At 68.1% G+C, this 18,726-nt stretch carries 18 protein-coding genes, 1 tRNA gene and 1 other RNA gene; 10 read left to right on the top strand and 10 right to left on the bottom strand.

Features of this window, described 5'->3' with window-relative positions; all coding sequences use genetic code 11:
- Window positions 1–106: 106 nt before the first annotated feature.
- Entirely contained in the window at window positions 107–910 is an 804-nt protein-coding gene (locus AB4Y80_RS04455) for an IclR family transcriptional regulator (RefSeq protein WP_442212139.1), read from the top strand.
- A 165-nt stretch (window positions 911–1,075) separates the two neighbouring features.
- Here AB4Y80_RS04455 and AB4Y80_RS04450 read toward each other — a convergent pair whose 3' ends face one another.
- Window positions 1,076–2,140 carry a D-2-hydroxyacid dehydrogenase gene (locus tag AB4Y80_RS04450; RefSeq protein ID WP_442212138.1) on the bottom strand — a complete coding sequence of 355 codons (1,065 nt, stop codon included), beginning with the start codon at window positions 2,138–2,140 and terminating at the stop codon, window positions 1,076–1,078.
- 282 nt (window positions 2,141–2,422) lie between these two features.
- Here AB4Y80_RS04450 and gndA point away from each other — a divergent pair, with 282 nt between their 5' ends.
- Entirely contained in the window at window positions 2,423–3,859 is a 1,437-nt protein-coding gene (gene gndA / locus AB4Y80_RS04445) for an NADP-dependent phosphogluconate dehydrogenase (RefSeq protein WP_442212137.1), read from the top strand.
- A 98-nt stretch (window positions 3,860–3,957) separates the two neighbouring features.
- Here the strand turns inward: gndA and epsC are convergent, their stop codons facing one another.
- The 3 genes from epsC to msrA all read right to left on the bottom strand — a co-directional run bounded on the left by epsC (window position 3,958) and on the right by msrA (window position 6,191).
- The gene (gene epsC / locus AB4Y80_RS04440; protein ID WP_442212136.1) at window positions 3,958–4,545 is read right to left on the bottom strand and encodes a serine O-acetyltransferase EpsC; all 588 of its coding nucleotides are present in this window, start codon (window positions 4,543–4,545) and stop codon (window positions 3,958–3,960) included.
- A gap of 89 nt (window positions 4,546–4,634) precedes the next feature.
- Entirely contained in the window at window positions 4,635–5,570 is a 936-nt protein-coding gene (gene cysK, locus AB4Y80_RS04435) for a cysteine synthase A (RefSeq protein ID WP_442212135.1), read from the bottom strand.
- 96 nt (window positions 5,571–5,666) lie between these two features.
- Window positions 5,667–6,191 carry a peptide-methionine (S)-S-oxide reductase MsrA gene (gene msrA / locus AB4Y80_RS04430; protein WP_442212134.1) on the bottom strand — a complete coding sequence of 175 codons (525 nt, stop codon included), beginning with the start codon at window positions 6,189–6,191 and terminating at the stop codon, window positions 5,667–5,669.
- A 277-nt stretch (window positions 6,192–6,468) separates the two neighbouring features.
- On the opposite strand from msrA, the gene AB4Y80_RS04425 reads away from it, so the two are divergent.
- The gene (locus AB4Y80_RS04425) at window positions 6,469–7,311 is read left to right on the top strand and encodes a Nif3-like dinuclear metal center hexameric protein (RefSeq protein ID WP_442212208.1); all 843 of its coding nucleotides are present in this window, start codon (window positions 6,469–6,471) and stop codon (window positions 7,309–7,311) included.
- 48 nt (window positions 7,312–7,359) lie between these two features.
- Window positions 7,360–8,097 (top strand): zinc ribbon domain-containing protein, encoded by a 738-nt coding sequence (locus AB4Y80_RS04420; protein WP_442212133.1) that lies wholly within the window; start codon window positions 7,360–7,362, stop codon window positions 8,095–8,097.
- Window positions 8,098–8,154: 57 nt separating this feature from the next.
- On the opposite strand, the gene AB4Y80_RS04415 is transcribed toward AB4Y80_RS04420, so the two are convergent.
- Entirely contained in the window at window positions 8,155–8,919 is a 765-nt protein-coding gene (locus AB4Y80_RS04415; protein WP_442212131.1) for a YaaA family protein, read from the bottom strand.
- Between the two features lie 174 nt (window positions 8,920–9,093).
- Here AB4Y80_RS04415 and AB4Y80_RS04410 point away from each other — a divergent pair, with 174 nt between their 5' ends.
- The 5 genes from AB4Y80_RS04410 to AB4Y80_RS04390 all read left to right on the top strand — a co-directional run bounded on the left by AB4Y80_RS04410 (window position 9,094) and on the right by AB4Y80_RS04390 (window position 12,880).
- Window positions 9,094–10,605 carry a glyceraldehyde-3-phosphate dehydrogenase gene (locus AB4Y80_RS04410; protein WP_442212130.1) on the top strand — a complete coding sequence of 504 codons (1,512 nt, stop codon included), beginning with the start codon at window positions 9,094–9,096 and terminating at the stop codon, window positions 10,603–10,605.
- A 14-nt stretch (window positions 10,606–10,619) separates the two neighbouring features.
- Window positions 10,620–10,990: RNase P RNA component class A (rnpB, locus tag AB4Y80_RS04405), an RNA gene on the top strand.
- Between the two features lie 59 nt (window positions 10,991–11,049).
- Window positions 11,050–11,622 carry a GNAT family N-acetyltransferase gene (locus AB4Y80_RS04400; protein WP_442212129.1) on the top strand — a complete coding sequence of 191 codons (573 nt, stop codon included), beginning with the start codon at window positions 11,050–11,052 and terminating at the stop codon, window positions 11,620–11,622.
- 152 nt (window positions 11,623–11,774) lie between these two features.
- The gene (locus AB4Y80_RS04395; protein WP_442212128.1) at window positions 11,775–12,620 is read left to right on the top strand and encodes an HNH endonuclease family protein; all 846 of its coding nucleotides are present in this window, start codon (window positions 11,775–11,777) and stop codon (window positions 12,618–12,620) included.
- A gap of 71 nt (window positions 12,621–12,691) precedes the next feature.
- A complete protein-coding gene (locus tag AB4Y80_RS04390; RefSeq protein WP_442212127.1) occupies window positions 12,692–12,880 on the top strand; it encodes a hypothetical protein in 189 nt (62 codons plus the stop codon).
- Here the strand turns inward: AB4Y80_RS04390 and AB4Y80_RS04385 are convergent.
- From AB4Y80_RS04385 to orn, 5 genes are all read right to left on the bottom strand, one after another.
- On the bottom strand, window positions 12,877–14,484 hold the full coding sequence (locus AB4Y80_RS04385; RefSeq protein WP_442212126.1) for a peptide chain release factor 3: 1,608 nt from the start codon (window positions 14,482–14,484) through the stop codon (window positions 12,877–12,879). The genes AB4Y80_RS04390 and AB4Y80_RS04385 overlap by 4 nt on opposite strands.
- Before the next feature lie 96 nt (window positions 14,485–14,580).
- Window positions 14,581–15,441 carry an acyltransferase domain-containing protein gene (locus AB4Y80_RS04380; RefSeq protein WP_442212125.1) on the bottom strand — a complete coding sequence of 287 codons (861 nt, stop codon included), beginning with the start codon at window positions 15,439–15,441 and terminating at the stop codon, window positions 14,581–14,583.
- A 39-nt stretch (window positions 15,442–15,480) separates the two neighbouring features.
- Window positions 15,481–16,053 carry a peptide deformylase gene (gene def, locus AB4Y80_RS04375; RefSeq protein WP_442212124.1) on the bottom strand — a complete coding sequence of 191 codons (573 nt, stop codon included), beginning with the start codon at window positions 16,051–16,053 and terminating at the stop codon, window positions 15,481–15,483.
- A gap of 88 nt (window positions 16,054–16,141) precedes the next feature.
- A tRNA-His gene (locus AB4Y80_RS04370) sits at window positions 16,142–16,217 on the bottom strand.
- 161 nt (window positions 16,218–16,378) lie between these two features.
- Window positions 16,379–16,981 (bottom strand): oligoribonuclease, encoded by a 603-nt coding sequence (gene orn, locus AB4Y80_RS04365; protein ID WP_442212122.1) that lies wholly within the window; start codon window positions 16,979–16,981, stop codon window positions 16,379–16,381.
- 136 nt (window positions 16,982–17,117) lie between these two features.
- Between orn and mptB the strand changes: the two genes are divergently transcribed.
- The gene (gene mptB / locus AB4Y80_RS04360; protein WP_442212121.1) at window positions 17,118–18,653 is read left to right on the top strand and encodes a polyprenol phosphomannose-dependent alpha 1,6 mannosyltransferase MptB; all 1,536 of its coding nucleotides are present in this window, start codon (window positions 17,118–17,120) and stop codon (window positions 18,651–18,653) included.
- The last annotated feature ends 73 nt before the right edge of the window (window positions 18,654–18,726 follow it).

The raw sequence follows: 18,726 nt of genomic DNA, 5'->3' as shown, positions 1-18,726 counted from the left end.
GGCCAGTATGATGGAGGGTGTTCACTGCGATGAACTTCGATTTTGCGGTGGCGTTGCGGACTGTGGGGGTACTCCGGTCCGTCGCTCTCCAGTCATGAGGAATCCAATGACCGAAGTCCAGCCCGCGCCGGTGCAAGGCGACGCCGCCCGGGCGCATTCGACGCCCGCCCCCGCGGTGACGCGCGCCGCGGCGGTGCTGGATGCCTTGGCGGAGTCGGGGTCCGGGCGTCTCACGCTCAGTGACCTTGCCCGGGCCCTGGGCATCCCCAAGTCCTCCACCTCCAACCTGCTCCAGGCCCTGGAGGATGCCCAACTGATCAGCAAGTTGGGTTCCCATTACGCCTTGGGGGTCAAACTGGTGGAGCTGGGCGCGGCGTACCTCAGTCGCCGCGACGAGGTGCGCGAGTTTTACCGGTTCTGCGAACAGGCTCCCACCCTGAAGGGCGAGACGGTGCGCATTGCCATGCTGGACGGTGACAGCGTCATCTACCTGGCCCGCTACGAAGGGCATCCGGCGGTCCGGCTGACCTCCAACATTGGCGAGAAGATGCCGGTGTCCCTCTGCGCCGTCGGCAAGGCGCTGGTATCCGGGCTGGACGACCGCGATCTTCAGCGGCTCTTTCCCGGCGACCTGGCCCTGCCGCGCTTGACGCCAAAGTCGCTGACGTTCGGCCGGGAGCTCAGGGACGAGATTCTCCAGATCCGCTCCCAGGGCTACGCCTTCGAGGATGAGGAATCGACGCTGGGGGTGGTCTCCCTCGCCGTGGCGGTGCCCACCCGCGGATCACGCGGTCCCAGCCTCGGCGTGTCCGTCACGGCCCTGAAGGCCACCTTTTCGGACAAGCATCGCGATGCGATGGTCCGCGAACTGACCGAGTTGACGCGCAGGCTCGGCAATCCGATGGGTTAGTAGTTTCCCGCACGGGCGCTGCCGCCCCGCACGGGCGCTGCCGCCCCGCTTGGGCGCGGTTGCCCGCCAGCGTTCGTGGGGCTTGACAGCGTTCATGGGGCCTAGCCGCGTTTGTGGTCCGCGACGCCGCCGGGACCTGGCGAGGGAAGGCGGGGCGGGGCCCGGTCAGTAGAAGTGGACCGGGTCCACGACGTGCAGCAGCGGCGCCCCGGCCCGCAAGCGCCCCAGATTCTCGATGAACCGCCCCGCGATCAGCCGGTTCTCGGCACTGCTGAGCGCCGAGGAATGCGGGGAGACCAAGACATTCGGGTGCGCCCAGAGCGGGCTCGTGACCGGCAGGGGTTCGACGGCAAAAACGTCCAGGCAGGCGTAGGACACCTGGCCGTTGTCCAGGGCCTCCAGCAGGGCGTCCTCGTCCACCACGCTGCCGCGCCCAACGTTGACGAATACTGTTCCGGGCTTCATGGCCGCGAAGACGTCGGCGTTGAAAAGCTTCTCCGTGTACGGCGTGCCGGGCAGGGTGTTGACGACGGCGTCGGCCGCGGCCAGCAGTCCCGGCAGGCCGGCTGTGTCGGTGACCCGGTCCACGCCGTCGATTGGCGTGACCCTGCGCTTGGTGCCGCTGACGTTCATGCCCATGGTGCGGGCCAGTCGGGCCGTCTCCACGCCAATTTCACCCAGGCCCGTGACGACCAGGTTGGAGCCGCTCACCAGGCGCACGGGCGTGCGTACTTCCGGCCAGTGCCGGGCGGACTGGTTGGCGGCCAGTTCGGCGGTCCGCTTGAAACCGTTCAAAACCCCCATCAGGGCGAACTCGGCGAGCGGCAGGGCATGGACGCCGGCCGAGCTGGTGACGGTCAGCCGCTGCAGTTCGGCCGCCGACAGATTAGCCGCCTTGACGGCTCCGCCGGCCCCGGCCGCCATGGCCTGGATCCATTGCACCTTGCCGCTGGCGGCAATCGCGGCCAGCCCCGCGGCGTTTTCGTTGGGGAATCCGTAGAGCACGTCCGCGCTGCGCAGCATCTCCCAGTACCGGTCCTCCTGCGCCTCACTGCGGCGAAAGGCTGGATCCCCGGCGTGGTCGGCCGGGAACCGCTCCGGCGGAAGTAGCTCGGGCTCGTACAAGACCGTCACGGCCGGGTCGGCGGCCCGGATGCTCTCCACAAGCTCCGCTTCGAGCGGGACGGCGATGGCGACGGTCAGATTCGAGGAAGTCATGATGTTCATCATATTGAATCGTGGATAGAATGCTGAACACGCGCGGAAACGTGTCGCCCTAGTGACCACCCCGGACGTCCCGGCTGCCCCGCCGGCGCGCGAAACGTCCCGGCAGCAGCCCGGCAGGAGCCGCACGTCGGGTCGTAGAGGCGCCGGCTCGGGCCCAAGTTGGGCGGAAGTTGAACAGATGCTCCACCCGTGCAACATTCGTGCCCAAACCGGCCGCCGGCATGGGGAAGCCCGGCCGTCACCGATAAGCTGAATGAAACCGTGTTCCCACTTCTGGAGGAAAGTATGTCCGCACAAATTGGCGTCACAGGACTGGCCGTCATGGGCGCAAATCTCGCCCGCAACCTGGCCCGCACCGGATACACCGTGGCGTTGCACAACCGCTCCGTCGCCAAAACCGACGCGCTGCTGGCCGAGCACGGCGACGAGGGTGACTTTGTCCGCGCCGAGACGCTGGCCGAACTCGTGGAGTCGCTGGAGAAGCCGCGCCGGGTGCTCATCATGGTCAAGGCCGGCGCCCCGGTGGACTCCGTGATCGACCAGCTCGTCCCGCTCCTGGAGGCAGGGGACATCATCATCGACGGCGGCAACTCCAACTTCCAGGACACCCGCCGCCGCGAAGCGGCCCTGGCGAAGGCGGAGCTGCACTTTGTGGGCGTCGGCGTTTCCGGCGGCGAGGAGGGCGCGCTGCTCGGCCCGTCCATCATGCCCGGTGGCTCCAAGGAATCCTACGACGCCCTCGGCCCGCTGCTGGAGAAGATCTCCGCCAAGGTCGACGGCCAGCCCTGCTGCGCCTGGATCGGCACCGACGGCGCCGGCCACTTTGTGAAGATGGTCCACAACGGCATCGAGTACGCGGACATGCAGGTTATCGGCGAGGCCTACGACCTCCTGCGCAGCGCCGCCGGCATCGAGCCGGCCGAGCAGGCTGAGATCTTCGCCAAGTGGAACGAAGGCCAGCTGGCCTCCTTCCTCATCGAAATCACCGCCGAGGTGCTTGGCCACGTCGACGCGACGACCGGCAAGCCGCTGGTCGACGTGATCGTGGATTCCGCCGGCCAGAAGGGCACGGGCCGCTGGACGGTCCAGTCCGCCCTGGACCTGGGCTCCCCGACGTCGGCCATCGCCGAGTCCGTGTTTGCCCGCGGACTGTCCTCCCAGTGGGACCAGCGCGCCATCGCCCAGGACGTCCTGGCCGGCCATGAGGTGGCCGTTGAGCTGGGCGAAAACTTCGTGGAGGACGTCCGCCAGGCGCTCTACGCCTCCAAGCTGATCAGCTACGCGCAGGGCATCGACATGCTCACCTCGGCCGCGGCCGAGTACAACTGGGACCTCAAGCTCGATGAGATCGCCTCCCTGTGGCGCGGCGGCTGCATTATCCGCGCCGAACTGCTCAAGGACATTACGAAGGCCTACGCCGCCGCGGACAAGCCGGCCAACCTGCTCTTCGCCCCGGCGTTCGCGGCCGCAATCGCCGAGGTCCTCCCGGCGTGGCGCCGCGTGGTCTCCACCGCCGTCCAGCTGGGCATCCCGGTGCCGGTGTTCTCCTCATCGCTGGCCTATTACGACGGCCTGCGCCGCAAGCGCCTGCCCGCCGCCCTCACCCAGGGCCTGCGCGACCTCTTCGGCGCCCACACCTACAACCGCGTTGACGTCGAGGGCACGTTTCATACCCAGTGGAGCGGGGACAAGAGCGAGGTCAGCGCGGTCGACACGCACTGACCCACGCGTCTTACAGGGGGACAAAACCCCGTTGACCTGACAGCTCCTGTGGGTGTACACCCACAGGAGCTGTCAGGTCAACGGGGTTGGGGCCGGACTTAGATCCACATCGCCGGGTCGATGTATTCGGCCGGGTCCACCGCCGGCGCCATTTCCTTCTTCACGTCGCGGTGCCGCCACGTGGCGGGGATGCCGGTGAGGATGGAGTTGGCCGGTGCGTCCTTGACCACGACGGCGTTGGCCCCGATCGCGGAGTCGTCGCCGATGTGGATGGGGCCCAGGACCTTGGCGCCGGAGCCGATGGTGACGCGGTTGCCGATCGTGGGGTGCCGCTTGACCTTCGCCAGGGAGCGGCCGCCGAGCGTGACGCCGTGGTAGATCATGACGTCATCGCCTATTTCGGCGGTTTCACCGATGACCACACCCATGCCGTGGTCGATGAAAAACCTGCGGCCAACCGTGGCGCCCGGGTGGATCTCGATCCCGGTGGCAAAGCGGGCCAGCTGGGACAGGGCCCGGGCAGGGAAACGCAGGGAGGGCCTGGCCCACATCTTGTGCGTCAACCGGTGCACCCAGATGGCGTGCAGGCCTGAGTAGATGAAAAAATTCTCCACGGAACCACGGGCCGCCGGGTCATGTGACCGGGCGGCCTCGAGGTCCTCGCGTATTCTGGCAAAAAATCCCAAAAGGACTTCCTTTGATGTTTGGGCCCACGCGCCTGGGGATCCGATTTCCCCGGACGCGCCAGCGTCAGGTCATCGGGAGCAAGTGGGGATCAGCCGCGGATGTCGTCGTAAAGTACCGTCGAAATGTAGCGTTCGCCGAAGTCCGGGACCATGGCAACAATAAGCTTACCGGCGTTCTCCTCGCGCTTGGCCAGTTCCAGGGCGCCCCAGACGGCCGCTCCGGCGGAGATGCCGCCGAGGATGCCTTCCTGGGTGCCCAGGGCCCGTGCCACGGCGACGGAATCCTCCAGCGTGGCGTCGAGCACCTCGTCATAAATGTCCTGGTCCAGGATCTCCGGGATGAAGTTGGCGCCCAGTCCTTGGATCTTGTGCGGACCGGGGTTGCCGCCGTTGAGAATGGCGGAGTCCTTGGGCTCGACGGCGACAATCTGGATCCCGGGCTTGCGGCTGCGCAGCAGCTGGCCGGCGCCGGTGATGGTGCCGCCGGTGCCGATGCCCGCCACGAGGATGTCGACCGCGCCGTCGGTGTCGGCCCAGATCTCCTCGCCCGTGGTGGTGCGGTGGATGTCGCTGTTGGCGGGGTTCGCAAATTGTTGGGCCCAGATGGAGTTTTCCGTGTTGGCCACGATTTCCTTGGCCTTTTCCACGGCGCCGCGCATGCCCTCGGAGCCCGGGGTGAGCACAATCTCGGCGCCAAAGGCGCGCAGCATGACGCGCCGTTCGGTGGACATGGTCTCCGGCATGGTCAGGATGACCTTGTAGCCGCGGGCCGCGCCCACCATGGCCAGGGCAATGCCGGTGTTGCCGGAGGTGCCTTCGACGATCGTGCCGCCGGGACGCAGTTCCCCGGCCTTTTCGGCGGCGTCGACGATGGCCACGCCGATCCGGTCCTTGACGCTGTTGGCCGGGTTGTAGAACTCCAGTTTTACGGCAACCGTGGCCTTCAGGCCCTCGGTCAGCCGGTTCAGGCGCACCAAGGGGGTGCCGCCAACCAGCTGAGTGACATTGTCGTAAATACGTGCCATGAAGGGTCCTACTCTCACGAAAGGGTGCCGGGAACAAGTTGAGCCTGCGGCACAGGTGGGGTTATGCGCCAGCGTAACGGGCGCCGCCAGCCGGGGCTACGCGGTGAGCCACTCGGCGTAATGTTTTCTCACCTTGGCAATCTTTGGGTTGATAATGACCTGGCAGTAGCCAACCTCCGGGCGCCGGGCGTAAAAGTCCTGATGGAAGTGCTCGGCCTCGTAAACCTGGCCCAGGCGCGTCACCTCGGTCACGATCGGGTCCCGCCAGTTCGGCTGGTTGCGTTCGATCGCCGCCCGGAACGCGGCTTCCTCCTCCGCGGTGGTGTAAAACATGCTGGACCGGTACTGGGTCCCCACGTCATGCCCCTGCCGGTTGAGCGTCGTGGGATCGTGCTGGGTGAAAAACATGTCCAGGATGACATCCGCCGGGATCACGTCCTCGTCAAAAGTCACCGAGACGACCTCCGCATGCCCGGTCATGCCCGAACAAACGTCGTCGTAGGTGGGGTGGGGCACGGAGCCGCCCGTGTACCCGGACACCACCGACGTCACCCCCCTGGTCATCTGGTACACCGCGTCCAGGCACCAAAAACAGCCGCCGCCCAATACAAAAGTCTTCACATCCATTTATAAGTCCGGGATCGGCCAAAAGATTCCCTCCCTTACCCGGCACACTCGCGACTAGGGTAGAAACATGAGCACGGAACCCGCACAGCCCACGGACGACGACGCCACTCGCCCCGCGGCCGACGCCACCGAAACGGCCGACGCCACCCAGACGGCCGGCGCCGTCCCGACGGCTGACGCTACCGAAACGCGGCAGGCCCCGGTACCCCCAGCGGAAGCGCCGGACACTCCCGGGCCGCGCGAGGACGTGCCCGGCGACGAGGCGCGGGAGATGAGGGCGCCGACGCTGGCCGAGGTGCTGCTCGCCGTGGAGGAGCTGTGGCCGGAATCGCTGGCCGAGGACTGGGACCGGGTGGGGCTGGTGGCGGGGCATCCGGACGCCGAGATCGACCGCATCATGTTCGCCGTCGACCCCACCCTTGAGGTGATTGACGAGGCCCTGGACTGGGGCGCCAAGTTGCTCGTCACCCACCATCCGCTGCTGCTCAAGGGCGTCAATTCCGTCGCGGCGACCTCCGGCAAGGGCCGCTCCGTGCACCGCCTGATCGAGGGTGGCTGCGCCCTGCTGACCATCCACACGAACGGCGACAGCGCCGTGGGCGGCGTGTCCGACGTCCTCGCCGACGCGCTCGGGCTGGAGGACGTGGTGCCGCTGATGCCCGCCATGCACGGCCTGCCGGAGGAGGGGATCGGCCGCGTGGGCGTGCTGCCCGGCGTCGAGAAGCTCGGCGACCTGGCGGCGCGGATCTTCCTGACGCTGCCGACGGTGGCCGGTGGGGTGCGCGTGGCCGGGGACCGGGACGCGCTGGTGCGCAAGGTGGCCGTTTGCGGCGGGGCCGGGGACGGCCTGTTCGACGCCGTTCGGGCCGCCGACGCCGACGTCTACGTGACCGCGGATCTGCGCCACCATCCTGCCTCCGAGGCGCGCGAGGCAAGCCGCGACGGCCGCCCCTACCTGATCGACCTCTCCCACTTCGCCAGTGAATGGCTGTGGCTGCCCGTGGGGGCGCAGGCCATGGCGACCGTGCTGGCGGACCAGGGTTTCGACGTCGAACTGGCCGTCAGCCAAACAAACACGGACCCGTGGGACTTTATCCTCACGCCCGGGAACTAGGCTTGCGTACGAGAACTTAAGCGTTTCCACAGCAGCAGGAGGAAATACATGGCAAAGGCAGCGCCGGCGGAACAATTGCGTTTATTGGACATCCAGGTCCTGGACGGGAAGATTCGGTCCCTTGATGTCCAGGCGAAGGCCCTGCGCGAGGATCCGCGGCTGCCGGACCTCGTCGCAGGCGTGGCCGTGGCCCAGAGCGACCTGGTGGTGCTGGACACCGAGGTGGGCGACATCGGGCGCCGGCTCGCCAAGTCCGAGGACGACGTCGCGCAGATCACCGCACGCATCATCCGCAATGAAACCAAGCTCAACAGCGGCACGGGACTGTCCAAGGACCTGGTGGCCCTGCAGGCGGACGTTGCCTCGATGAACAAGCGCCGCTCCGAGCTGGAGGACGCGGAGCTGGAAGTCATGGAGAGCCTGGATGACGCCACCGCACGCCAGACGGCCCAACAGGGCCTCCTGGGGCAAATGCAAAGCGTGCTCGATGAGGTCAACGCGGAGATCCGCGAGCGGCTGGCCGGCGTGGTCATGGAGCGTGACGCCACCGCGGCCGAGCGCGCCGAACTGGCCGCCACCTTCGACCCGGCCCTCCTGGCCCTCTACGAACGCACCCTGACCAAGTACGGCGTCGGGGCGGCCCGCCTGTTCCACGGCACCTCCGAGGGCTCCGGGATGCAGCTGAGCGCGGGGGACCTGGCCGACATCCGCAAGGCCGCCGACGACGACATCGTCTACTGCCCCGACTCCGGTGCCATCCTGGTCCGCTCGCCCGAGTGGAGCTGATCGGGACTTCCCGTCTGCGCAGGGTTCAGGCCGGGTCCTGCGCAGGCCGGAGACGGTTCAGGCGTCGAGGATGATGTTCAGGGCGTGGGCCTTGCGGGCCGTGCCGGGCAGCAGCTCCACGGCCCATTTCTCCCCGGCGGCCCGGGCTAGCTGGGCGGGTGACTCGGGCGCCTTGCCCCGGCGCGTGAGCAGGTGCCGGGCCAGCTCGCCGCGGGTGTGCTTGGCAAAGTGCGAGACCACTTTCCGCGTGCCGTCCCGTTCGGTGAACACGTTCACGGCCACGGTTCGCTCCGGCGCCGGGACCCAGGCGGCCGCATAGGTGCTGGAGCGGCAATCGACCAGCAGGTGCCCCTCCACGTGCCCGGCCAGCGCATCGCCCAGCCGGGGTCTCCAGTAGCTGGCCAACCGGCCCAGCCCGGGCAGCCCGACCGACATGGACAGCCGATAGGCCGGGATGTGGTCGGCGAACCCCACCGCGCCCCAGAGTCCCGAGACCACCACGACGCCGGCGTCGGCCTTGCGCTTTTGGGTGGCGGTCATGCCGTGGTAGCCCAGCGCGTCATACAGCACCCCGGTGTAGATGCTGTGGGCCGGCCCGGACGGTTCAACGCCCAGCCGGGTGTTCCGCGCCACCTCGTGGGCCAGCGATGCCCCCACGCCGAGGTGATCCAGCGCGTTCGGGGCGGCGGAGACCCCGGCCAGGGCGGCGATGACGTCCCGCCGTGCCGCCGTCAACTCCGGAAAGTGCAGTTCGTCCAAATCCACGGGGGAGCCCCTGCCCGCGGGGGTCTTTCCTTCGGAGGGCGGCAGCAAGATCAACACCCTGCGAGCTTAGCGGCTTCCCGGCAGGCCGAAGATCGGCCCGTGGCGAGACCCCGACGGATGACTAGACCGGTCCAGTGAAGTGTCTCACCCGAATCGTTGGTGTTGGGTTGCTTCACCTTAGACTGAGGGGGACTCAAACCAAGGGAGTTTTGAGCTTGGAAAGGTACTTCGGTGACACTGAATAGCGATATCGCCCTGGACACATGGATCCAGCGCGAAACCATGGCGGAGAAAATGATTCCGCTCATTGGCCGGCTTTACCGCGAAAACAACGTGGTGACGAGCATCCACGGCCGCTCACTCATCAACCAGTCCGTCATCAGCTTGCTCAAGGCGCACCGCTTTGCGCGGCAGATTGACGATGTTGAACTCCCCGTGCAGGAAACCCTGCCCCTGCTCGAGTCACTGGTGACGTTGCAGCTCGGTGCCGCCTCGCTTGACCTGGCCCGGCTCAACGCCCATTTCAAGGCCTCCGGCGGCAGCGACCTGGAGGCTTTCCTGCGCACGGAACTGGCCGACATCGTGGACCGGTACGGTGCCGACGAGCGCACCAGCACCGATGTTGTCCTCTACGGCTTTGGCCGGATCGGCCGCCTGCTGGCCCGGATCCTGATTGAACACGCCGGCGGCGGACAGGGCCTGCGGCTGCGGGCCATCGTGGTGCGCAAGGGCGGCGACACCGACCTGGACAAGCGCGCCAGCCTGCTGCGCCGCGACTCCGTGCACGGCCCGTTCATCGGCACCATCACGGTCGACCACGACACCAACACCATCCTGGCCAACGGCACCAACATCCAGGTCATCTACTCGGACAACCCCGCCACGATCGACTACACGGCGTACGGCATCCACGACGCCCTGGTGGTGGACAACACCGGCCGTTGGCGCGACGAGGAAGGCCTCTCCCAGCACCTGCAGAGCAAGGGCGTGGCGCGTGTCCTGCTGACCGCCCCGGGCAAGGGCACCGTGAAGAACATCGTGCATGGCATCAACCACGCCACCATCCTGGCGGATGACTTGATTGTCAGCGCCGCCTCCTGCACCACCAACGCCATCACTCCCGTGTTGAAGGTGCTCAACGACAAGTTCGGGATCGTGCACGGCCACGTCGAGACGGTGCACTCCTTCACCAACGACCAAAACCTGACCGACAATTTCCACAAGGGCAACCGGCGCGGCCGCTCCGCCGCGCTGAACATGGTGCTGACCGAAACCGGAGCCGCCAAGGCCGTGGCCAAGGCGCTCCCGGAGCTCGAGGGCAAGCTGACCGGCAACTCAATCCGCGTCCCCACCCCCAACGTGTCCATGGCGATCTTGAACCTGACGCTGGAAAACGGGACCACCAAGGATGAGGTCAACACCTTCCTGCGGGACATGTCGCTGAACTCCGAGCTGCGCAAGCAGATCGACTACATCGATTCCCCCGAGGTGGTCTCCACCGACTTCGTGGGCTCCCGCCGGGCCGGCATCGTGGACGGGCTGGCCACCATCAGCACCGACAAGAACCTGGTGCTGTACGTCTGGTACGACAACGAGTTTGGCTACAGCTGCCAGGTGGTGCGGGTCATGGAGGAGATCGCGGGCGTCCAGCCCAAGACCTTCCCCGCGCTCACAGAGGCGGAGGCAACCGCGCTCGCGCCGGCGTCGCCCCGCCTGGCGGACGCGCTGCCCGCGGCCCGGTAGACTGGGTGACTGGATAGGGCAGCTGGGCAACCGCGCGCCGCGCAAGCGGCTCGAGGAACGTCCGGGCTCCGCAGAACAGGGTGGTGGGTAACGCCCACTCGGGGTAACCCGCAGGAAAGTGCCACAGAAAACAGACCGCCCGCTTCCGAGCGGGTAAGGGTGAAACGGTGGTGTAAGAGACCACCAGTTCCCCAGGCGACTGGGGAAGCTCGGTAAACCCCACCCGGAGCAAGGCCAGACAGGGCATGATTGAGGGCTGTTCGCCCGAGTGCCTGGGTAGGCTGCTAGAGGGCGTCGGCAACGGCGTTCGTAGATGGATGGTTGCCTCTCCGTCGCGGGCAACCGCGGCGGACGACAAAACCCGGCGTACAGGCTGCCCTATCCGCCTTACACACAAGGTAACGTCCGCGCGACTGTGTCGGCGCGGGTGCGTAGACTGGCGCCATGTTGATACGTGAGGCGGGCGCCGCCGACTGGCCGGGCCTGTGGGCCGTGATCGAGCCAACCATCCGTGCGGGGGAGACGTACACCATCCCCACCGACGCCACCGAGGCGGCGGTCCGGGCCCTATGGCTGCCCGAGGCGCCGGATGCCGGTGCCGTGCACCCTGCCGGGATGGACGACGCCGGAGCCTCCCCGCGCCTGAGCCGCACCTTTGCGGTTACGGAGGAGACGGGCGGGGACTCGCCGCCGATGATTGTGGCCACCGCCACGCTGCACCCCAACTACGATGGTCCCGGCAGCCACATCGCCAACGCCAGCTTCATGGTCCACCCGGACCACGAGGGCAAGGGCTACGGCCGCCTGCTGGCCCACCACGTGCTCAACACGGCCTTTGCCGACGGCTACGAGGCCATGGTGTTCAACGCCGTGGTCGAATCCAACACCGGCGCCGTGCACCTGTGGCAGTCGCTCGGCTTTGAAATCCTGGCCACAATTCCGGCCGCCTTCCGCCACCCCCGCCTGGGACCGGTCGGACTGCACGTGATGTACAAGGCCCTGGCGGCCACTACCTGAGCCCGCGGCAACCCTCCCGGCCGGGAAGGGGGTGCCGGGCAAGGGGGGTGTGGACAACCCGGCGCACGGCGCGGCGGACCTGCCTAGAGTTGAACCATCAGGAATTAATCCACGGCTGTGCCCGTGCACCGGGTGCGGCGTGAGGACGTCTCATGGCCCGGCATCTCCTACCGCCCAGCGGATCACGGCGCCCCGCCCCCGGGCGGGACTCCCGCGCCCCGGACCCCCGTGCCCGGAACACTGGATCCGGGCTGCTGCGGGCCGTCGCGGGACTGGCGGTGGTGGTGCTGATCCTGCTCACCGGGTGGCTGCACAGCAGCGGCCGGTGGCCGTTTGGCGTGGCTGCGGGCCCGGCGCCCGTGGTGGAGACGGCGGCCCCGGGGCTGGGCCGGCCGGTTTACCGGGTCGGGCGGGCCACGGCCGTCGCCGTGCTGGCAACGCTGGCCGTCAAGGGGAAGGCGCCGCGGACCAACTACGATCGGAGCGCCTTTGGCGAGGCGTGGCTGGACGCCGACGCCAACGGCTGCGACACCCGCAACGACGTCCTGCGCCGGGATCTGGGCAATGTCACGCTGGCACCGGGCTCCCCGTGCCTCGTGGCCGCCGGGACGTTCCAGGAGCCCTACACCGACCGCCCCCTGGCGTTCACGCGCGGCGCCACGACCAGTGCCGGCGTACAGATCGACCACGTGGTGGCCCTGGGCAACGCCTGGGCGACCGGCGCCCAGCAGCTAAGCGCCGTGCAGCGCCAAAGCCTGGCCAACGATCCGCTGAACCTGCTGGCCGTGGACGGAGCGGCCAACCAGGACAAGAGTGATTCCGACGCCGCCACGTGGCTGCCGCCGTCGAAAAAGTTCCGCTGCCAGTACGTGGCGCGCCAGATCTCCGTCAAGGCCGCCTACGGCCTGTGGGTGACGCCGGCGGAGAGGGACGCCATGACCACCGTCCTGGGCCGCTGCCCCGGGGAACCGAGCCTGCCCTCCGGCTACGGGCCGTGACCGTGCCGGCCATGTTGGGCGTCTGGCCGGCGGTGATGGCGGGCGGGAGCCAACGGTGGCATGATGCCCCTATGAGTGAGTCAGAGTTCAGCAACCCGTTGAAACTTGCCGGCGACAACCTCCAGGAGGCCAATCGGCAACTGGAGCGCGCCACGGACGACTACAACAACGGTCGAATCTCCCGGCACCGGCTGGACCAACTGCACGAGCTGCGGGACATCGCGGTCGAGGATCTGGCCCGGGTGGTCAAGGAACGTTAGTCGCGCTGGGTGCCGATCTCGGCCAACGGCAGGTCCGGGTGGTTCTTTTCCACCCGGCGCATGGCCCACACGTCATTGAACAAGGCCAGGTGCTCGCCGTCGCTGCGCTCGAGCACCTCGGCGCCGTGGACGGTGCCCAGCGTGGCCGCCGCGTCCGCCGTCGTCAGCCGCGCCAGCGAATAGGGCAGCCGCTCCAGGCGCATGGGGGCGTTGAAGTCGTGGTGCATGCGGTCCTCCACCACCTCGAACTGCATCGGCCCGACGGCGGCCAGCACCGGGGCCTGGTCCCCGCGCAGGTCCGAGCGCAGCACCTGGATGACGCCCTCGTGTTCGAGCTGCTCGATCCCGCGCCGGAACTGCTTGTACTTGCTGGGGTCCTTGGAGCGGGCCACCTGGAAGTGCTCGGGGGCGAACAGCGGGATGGCCGGGTACTCCACGGACTCCTCCACGAAGAGGCTGTCCCCGACGCGCAGCACCGAGGCGTTGACGAGCCCGACGACGTCGCCCGGGAACGCCGTGTCGATCACCTCGCGCTCCCGGCCGAACACCTGCTGGGCGTACTTGGTGGCGAACGACTTGCCGGTGCGCCCCTGGGTGACCACCATGCCGCGCTCGAACATGCCCGAGCAGACGCGGATGAAGGCCACATGGTCCCGGTGGGCCTGGTTCATGCCGGCCTGGACCTTGAACACGAACCCGGAGAACGGGGCGTCCACGGGGCGCGTGCCGCCGGTGACGTCGGGGCGGGGCTTCGCCGGCGGCGCGTAGTCCACCAGCGCGTCCAGGATCTGCTTGACGCCGAAGTTCAGCGCCGCGGAGGAAAACAGCAGCGGCGTGGCCTTGCCGGCGTAAAACGCCGCCAGGTCCAGCGGCGCATCCGCGTCAACCACCAGGCTGGCCTCGTCGCGGGAGTCCCTCCAGGCGTCACCCTCGGATATGGCGGCGGCGTCCGGGGTCAGGTACTCGGTCAAGGCGATGTGGGCGCCGGCGCTGTTGCGGGCAAACTTGGCGAATTCGTTGCGCTGGATGTCCCATACGCCGCGGAAGTCCCCGGCGATGCCGATCGCCCACGTCAGCGGCATCGGGGTCAGCCCGGTGCGCTCGGTGATCTCGTCCATCAATTCAAGGGGGTCCAGGCCCGGCCGGTCCCACTTGTTGATGACGGTGATGATGGGCAGCCCGCGCTGGCGGCACACCTCAAAGAGCTTCATGGTTTGCGTTTCCAGGCCCTTGCCCGCGTCGATCAGCATGACGGCGCAGTCCACCGCGGCCAGGACCCGGTAGGTGTCCTCGGAGAAGTCGGCGTGGCCCGGGGTGTCCAGCAGGTTGATGACGGTGTCCCGGTAGGAGAACTGCAGGGCCGCGGAGCTGATGGAGATGCCGCGGTCCTTTTCCATCTGCTGCCAGTCCGAGACGGTGTCCTTGCGGTTGGACTTCCCGTTCGTGGCACCGGCCGTGCCAATGACCTTCGCATGCAGCGCCAGGGCCTCGGTCAGCGTCGACTTGCCGGCATCGGGGTGCGAAATGACGGCGAAGGTGCGCCGGCGGGCCGCTTGGCCAATGATTTCCGTGGCAAGGGAGGGGGAGTGGGCCGGAGAGGACACAAGACTACTTTCGATGCGGTGGAGGGGTCGTGACGACGTGGCCGCCGGCGGGCACTGACTTCGGGCGGCGGCGCCAACGTCCCAGTTTACCGCAGGCTAGCGGGGCAGCCGCAGGTACCCGCGGCCGAGCTGCCAGGTACCCCCGGCGGCGATGCGGTCCAGGACCAACTTTTCCAGCGCCGTCGTGCGGGGCAGCTCGGCCAGGTGGTCCATGGTGCGGGTGCGGAAGGTGAAGTAGACGGCGTCGGTGGGGGCGTCGCGGGGTTCCCCGTACGGGGTGAAGCGGGCCGCGAACCGGGCGATGTTCGACCACGGGTCGATGTGGGCGGCCAGGTAGGGATCGAGCAGCCAGGACTCGCAATTGGCCGTCGCGACCGGATGCTCCGGGAAGTGGCCGGCGAAGAACGGGGCGGCCAGGGCCAGGCTCTCGGTCACCGCCGTCACGCCCAGCGCGCCGGCCTCGGGAATGTGCACGCCCACGATCCACTCGTCGGGGGCGACGCCGGGAATCGCCCCGACGGGCCGGTGGAGGAGGAATTGCAGGCGGCCCAGCGCGAAGAGACGCCCGGCAAAGTGGTACGTGAGCCACTTGTGGGTGTCCATGCCGAAGCGGCCGTGCACGCGGCGGTTGATGGCCAGGTTCCGGCCGAAGTCCGCCAGCGTGTCCCGGCTGACGGCGTCGGGAATGTCCCGGGCCCCATGCCATTGCAGGATGCTGGGCACAAAGCGCAGCATCCCCTCCAGCCAGTCGCGTTCGGTGACCGGCACCGCCGCGGTGCCCAGGGCCGGCACCGAGTCCTCGCCACCACCCAGCCGGGCGGCCAGGAGGGCCCGGACGACGGCGGCCGCGGGGCTGATCTCCCCGTCCAGCAGCGCCGCGCACTCCTGGCGGTCCTCCCCGGCGATGTCGAGGTAGTCGAATGTCAGGTCGGTGCTCAGGACGGTGTGGGGCAGCATTGAACCAGTTTATCGAACCGGGTTCGCCCCGTCGGCGCCCTAGTGGCCGAACGGGTCGGGGTCGACGCCGGGCATCCAGGTCAGCCCGGGCACGCCCCACCCGTTGTCCTTGCGTACCCGCTTGGCCTTGCGCGCGTACCGGTCGTTGAGCCGGTCCACGTACAGCTTGCCGTCCAGGTGGTCGTATTCGTGCTGCATGCACCGGGCGAACCAGCCGGTGGCCTCAAAATCCACCGGGTTGCCGTCGGCGTCAAAGCCGCGCACCCGCACCCACTCCGCGCGCTTGAGCGGAAAGTCGATGCCCGGCACGGACAGGCAGCCCTCCACCTCCTCATCCGGATCCGGGCTCTTGCCGGAGATCTTCCCGACGGTGAGGGAGGGGTTCACCAGCACGCCCCGGTCGGGGACGCCGTCGTCGTTCTCCATCTGGTAGGTGAAGATGCGCAGGCCCACACCGATCTGGGGGGCCGCCAGGCCCACGCCGTGGGCGGCATCCATGGTCTCAAACATGTCCGCCACGAGCGTTTTCAGGGCCGCGTCGAAGGACCCGACCTCCTCCGCTCGGCGATGCAGCACGGGCTCGCCCAGAATGGTCACGGGGTGGATGGTCATGAGGCGTCCTTATCTCGGCAGCGGTTCGGGAATGAAAAACACCCCGATCAAATGACCGGGGTGCTTTGTGCTTCCACAGGAAACACCATGGGGTGAGATACGGGGGTTGAACCCGCGACCTCCTGGACCACAACCAGGCGCTCTGCCAACTGAGCTAATCCCACCATGCGCCGCCGACTGTGCAGGAACACCGGGCCGGTGCTGCCTGCGCTTTGGGCAACGACGACTAGTCTACCCGGTCAAAATCATGCCCATGACCAAATGCCCGCAAATCGGCGAAAAATGTGAGCCAAATCGCATTGGACCGTACGGAGCCCGGCGGCCGTCAGTTGTGGTACTTGGCCGCAATCGCCTTGGCGGCGGCCGAATCGGGGCCCGGGGACGGGACGAAGACGGCCTCCCGGTAGTACTTGAGCTCGTTGATGCTGTCCTTGATGTCGCCCAGGGCCCGGTGCCCGCCGGTCTTGGGCGGGGACTGGAAGTAGGCGCGGGCGTACCAGCGGCGGGAGAGCTCCTTGATGGTGGAGACGTCGATCACGCGGTAGTGCAGGTGCTCCACCAGCTCCGGCATGTCCCGGGCCAAAAAGGTCTTGTCCGTGCCGATCGAATTGCCCGCCAGCGGGGCCTTGTTCGGCTGCGGCACATGCTCGGTGATGTACGCCAGCACCTGCGCCTGGGCGTCCGCCATGGTGGTGCCGCCGTCGAGTTCCTCCAGGAGCTTCGAGGAGGTGTGCATCTCCCGGACAAAGTCGCCCATCTGCGCCAGCGCCTCGGCCGAGGGCTTGATGACCACGTCCACGCCGTCACCGAGAATGTTCAGCTCCGAGTCCGTGACCAGGGCCGCCACCTCGATCAGGGCGTCATTGGCGAGGTCCAATCCCGTCATCTCACAGTCGATCCACACAATGCGTTCATTAGTAATAGGCACCCGTCCAATGTACCGTGAACGGGGCGCGCACCCTGCGGCGGCCCCGCCCCCGCTGCTAAAATCGCCTTACCACCGCGCCGCGGGCGGACATGTGTCAGGAGCACCCAATTAGCACGACGACGGCCGGAGCCTTGAGATGAGCGCCTCGCCGCGGGACGGCGCGCCCCTTGCCGACGCCGGCCCCCGCCCCTGGATTGCCCTGCTCGAGGGCTTCCTGGGCTCCGCCCTGATGTTGGCCGGCTCGATGGGGGTGGGGTGGATCGCCAACGGCTCGCCCATGATCCGCAACCCCGTGGTGATCGCGTTGCGCACCGAGGGGACCGGGGTGCTGGTCTCCACCATCCTGCTGGTGGTCGGGGCCATGGTGCTGCTGCGGTCCTGGCTGCGGCTCGGGCAGCGCCTGGCCGGCTGGGGACCCGGGGCGCTGCGCCAGGTGGTGCTGGCCGTGGCATGCTGGGGCGCGCCGCTGCTGCTCGCGGTGCCCATCTATTCCCGGGACGTCTATGCCTACACGGGGCAGGGGCGGCTGGTGGCGGAGGGGATGAACCCCTACACCACCGGCATCTCCGCCCTGAACAACTGGTTCATGCTCGGCACGGATCCGTCCTGGGCGGAAAACCGGACGCCGTACGGCCCGCTCTTTTTGTGGCTGGCCCGGGGCGTCGTCGCCGTCACCGGGGCGCAGCCGGACTTCTCGGTGCTGCTTTTCCGGGTGCTGGCCGGCGCGGGCGTGGCCTTGTGCGTCGTCTATGTGCCAAAGCTGGCTGCGGCCCACGGCTTCAACGGGGCCCGCGCCCTGTGGATCACCGCCGCCAACCCGCTGTTCCTGATCTCCTTCATCGCCAGCGCCCACAACGACTCCCTCATGGTCGGGCTGGCGGTGGCCGGCACCTACTACGCCGTGATGAAGAAACCGTTCTTGGCGATCGCGCTGGTGACCGCGTCCATCGCCGTCAAGCCCGTCACCATTGTCCTGCTGCCGTTCATTGGGCTGCTGTGGGCCGGGGCCGCCGCGGGCTGGGGCCGGCGCATCGCCTGCTGGGCCGGCACCGCCGCCCTGGCCGGGGGGCTGCTGTTCCTGGCGGGGCTGCCCAACGGCCTGGGCCTCGGCTGGATGTGGGCGATCCTCGACGGAACCCCCGGATACACGGGCTATTCGCCGTCCGGCTTTGGGGGGCAGATGGTGGAACTGGCCGGTGACGCCGTCGGCCTGGACGGGGCCATCCTGGCCGACGTCTTCCGCACGGTGCTCAGGGTGGCCGGCGTCTGCGTCGCTGCCGCCCTGGTGTTCTTTGGCGACCCCGGGAAGGTGGTGCGCCGCATGGGGGTGGCGATGGCCGCCGTCGTGCTGCTGGCCCCCATCATCCAGCCCTGGTACATCCTGTGGTTCCTGCCCTTCCTGGCCGCCACCGGGATCCGCAACAACTGGCAGGTGAAGGGCATCTACGTGGTGGTGGGCTTTTTTGTGGTGTTCGGCGCCCAGGACCAGGTGTTTGTGTGGAACTTTGTCTCGCTGCCCGTGACCGCGGCGGCCCTGGCCTACTGGGTGGCCCTGGCGGCGGTGGCGTATCTGCTGCTGGTGGACGTGCACACGCGCAAGCTGCTGGTCACCCGGGGTCGGCCGCTTCCCCCGCACGCCGAGGTAGCCGGTCCGCGCCCAGGTAGCCGCTGAGCCCCGAGAGCGCGCGCCCTGGTGGCCTCCTCTTCGCCGAGGTAGCGGGTCCGCGCCGAAACTCGCCCTGATC

The organism is Specibacter sp. RAF43, from assembly GCF_052114065.1.
GTDB lineage: Bacteria > Actinomycetota > Actinomycetes > Actinomycetales > Micrococcaceae > Specibacter.
This window is presented reverse-complemented; position numbering and strand designations above follow the sequence as displayed.

What these genes read in the sequence shown, in the direction of transcription:
- AB4Y80_RS04455 (WP_442212139.1), top strand. Translation starts at nt 107, where the DNA reads ATGACCGAAGTCCAGCCCGCGCCGGTGCAAGGCGACGCCGCCCGGGCG.
- AB4Y80_RS04450 (WP_442212138.1), bottom strand. Translation starts at nt 2,140, where the DNA reads ATGATGAACATCATGACTTCCTCGAATCTGACCGTCGCCATCGCCGTC.
- gndA (WP_442212137.1), top strand. Translation starts at nt 2,423, where the DNA reads ATGTCCGCACAAATTGGCGTCACAGGACTGGCCGTCATGGGCGCAAAT.
- cysK (WP_442212135.1), bottom strand. Translation starts at nt 5,570, where the DNA reads ATGGCACGTATTTACGACAATGTCACTCAGCTGGTTGGCGGCACCCCC.
- AB4Y80_RS04425 (WP_442212208.1), top strand. Translation starts at nt 6,469, where the DNA reads ATGAGGGCGCCGACGCTGGCCGAGGTGCTGCTCGCCGTGGAGGAGCTG.
- AB4Y80_RS04420 (WP_442212133.1), top strand. Translation starts at nt 7,360, where the DNA reads ATGGCAAAGGCAGCGCCGGCGGAACAATTGCGTTTATTGGACATCCAG.
- AB4Y80_RS04400 (WP_442212129.1), top strand. Translation starts at nt 11,050, where the DNA reads ATGTTGATACGTGAGGCGGGCGCCGCCGACTGGCCGGGCCTGTGGGCC.
- AB4Y80_RS04395 (WP_442212128.1), top strand. Translation starts at nt 11,775, where the DNA reads ATGGCCCGGCATCTCCTACCGCCCAGCGGATCACGGCGCCCCGCCCCC.
- AB4Y80_RS04390 (WP_442212127.1), top strand. Translation starts at nt 12,692, where the DNA reads ATGAGTGAGTCAGAGTTCAGCAACCCGTTGAAACTTGCCGGCGACAAC.
- AB4Y80_RS04380 (WP_442212125.1), bottom strand. Translation starts at nt 15,441, where the DNA reads ATGCTGCCCCACACCGTCCTGAGCACCGACCTGACATTCGACTACCTC.
- def (WP_442212124.1), bottom strand. Translation starts at nt 16,053, where the DNA reads ATGACCATCCACCCCGTGACCATTCTGGGCGAGCCCGTGCTGCATCGC.
- mptB (WP_442212121.1), top strand. Translation starts at nt 17,118, where the DNA reads ATGAGCGCCTCGCCGCGGGACGGCGCGCCCCTTGCCGACGCCGGCCCC.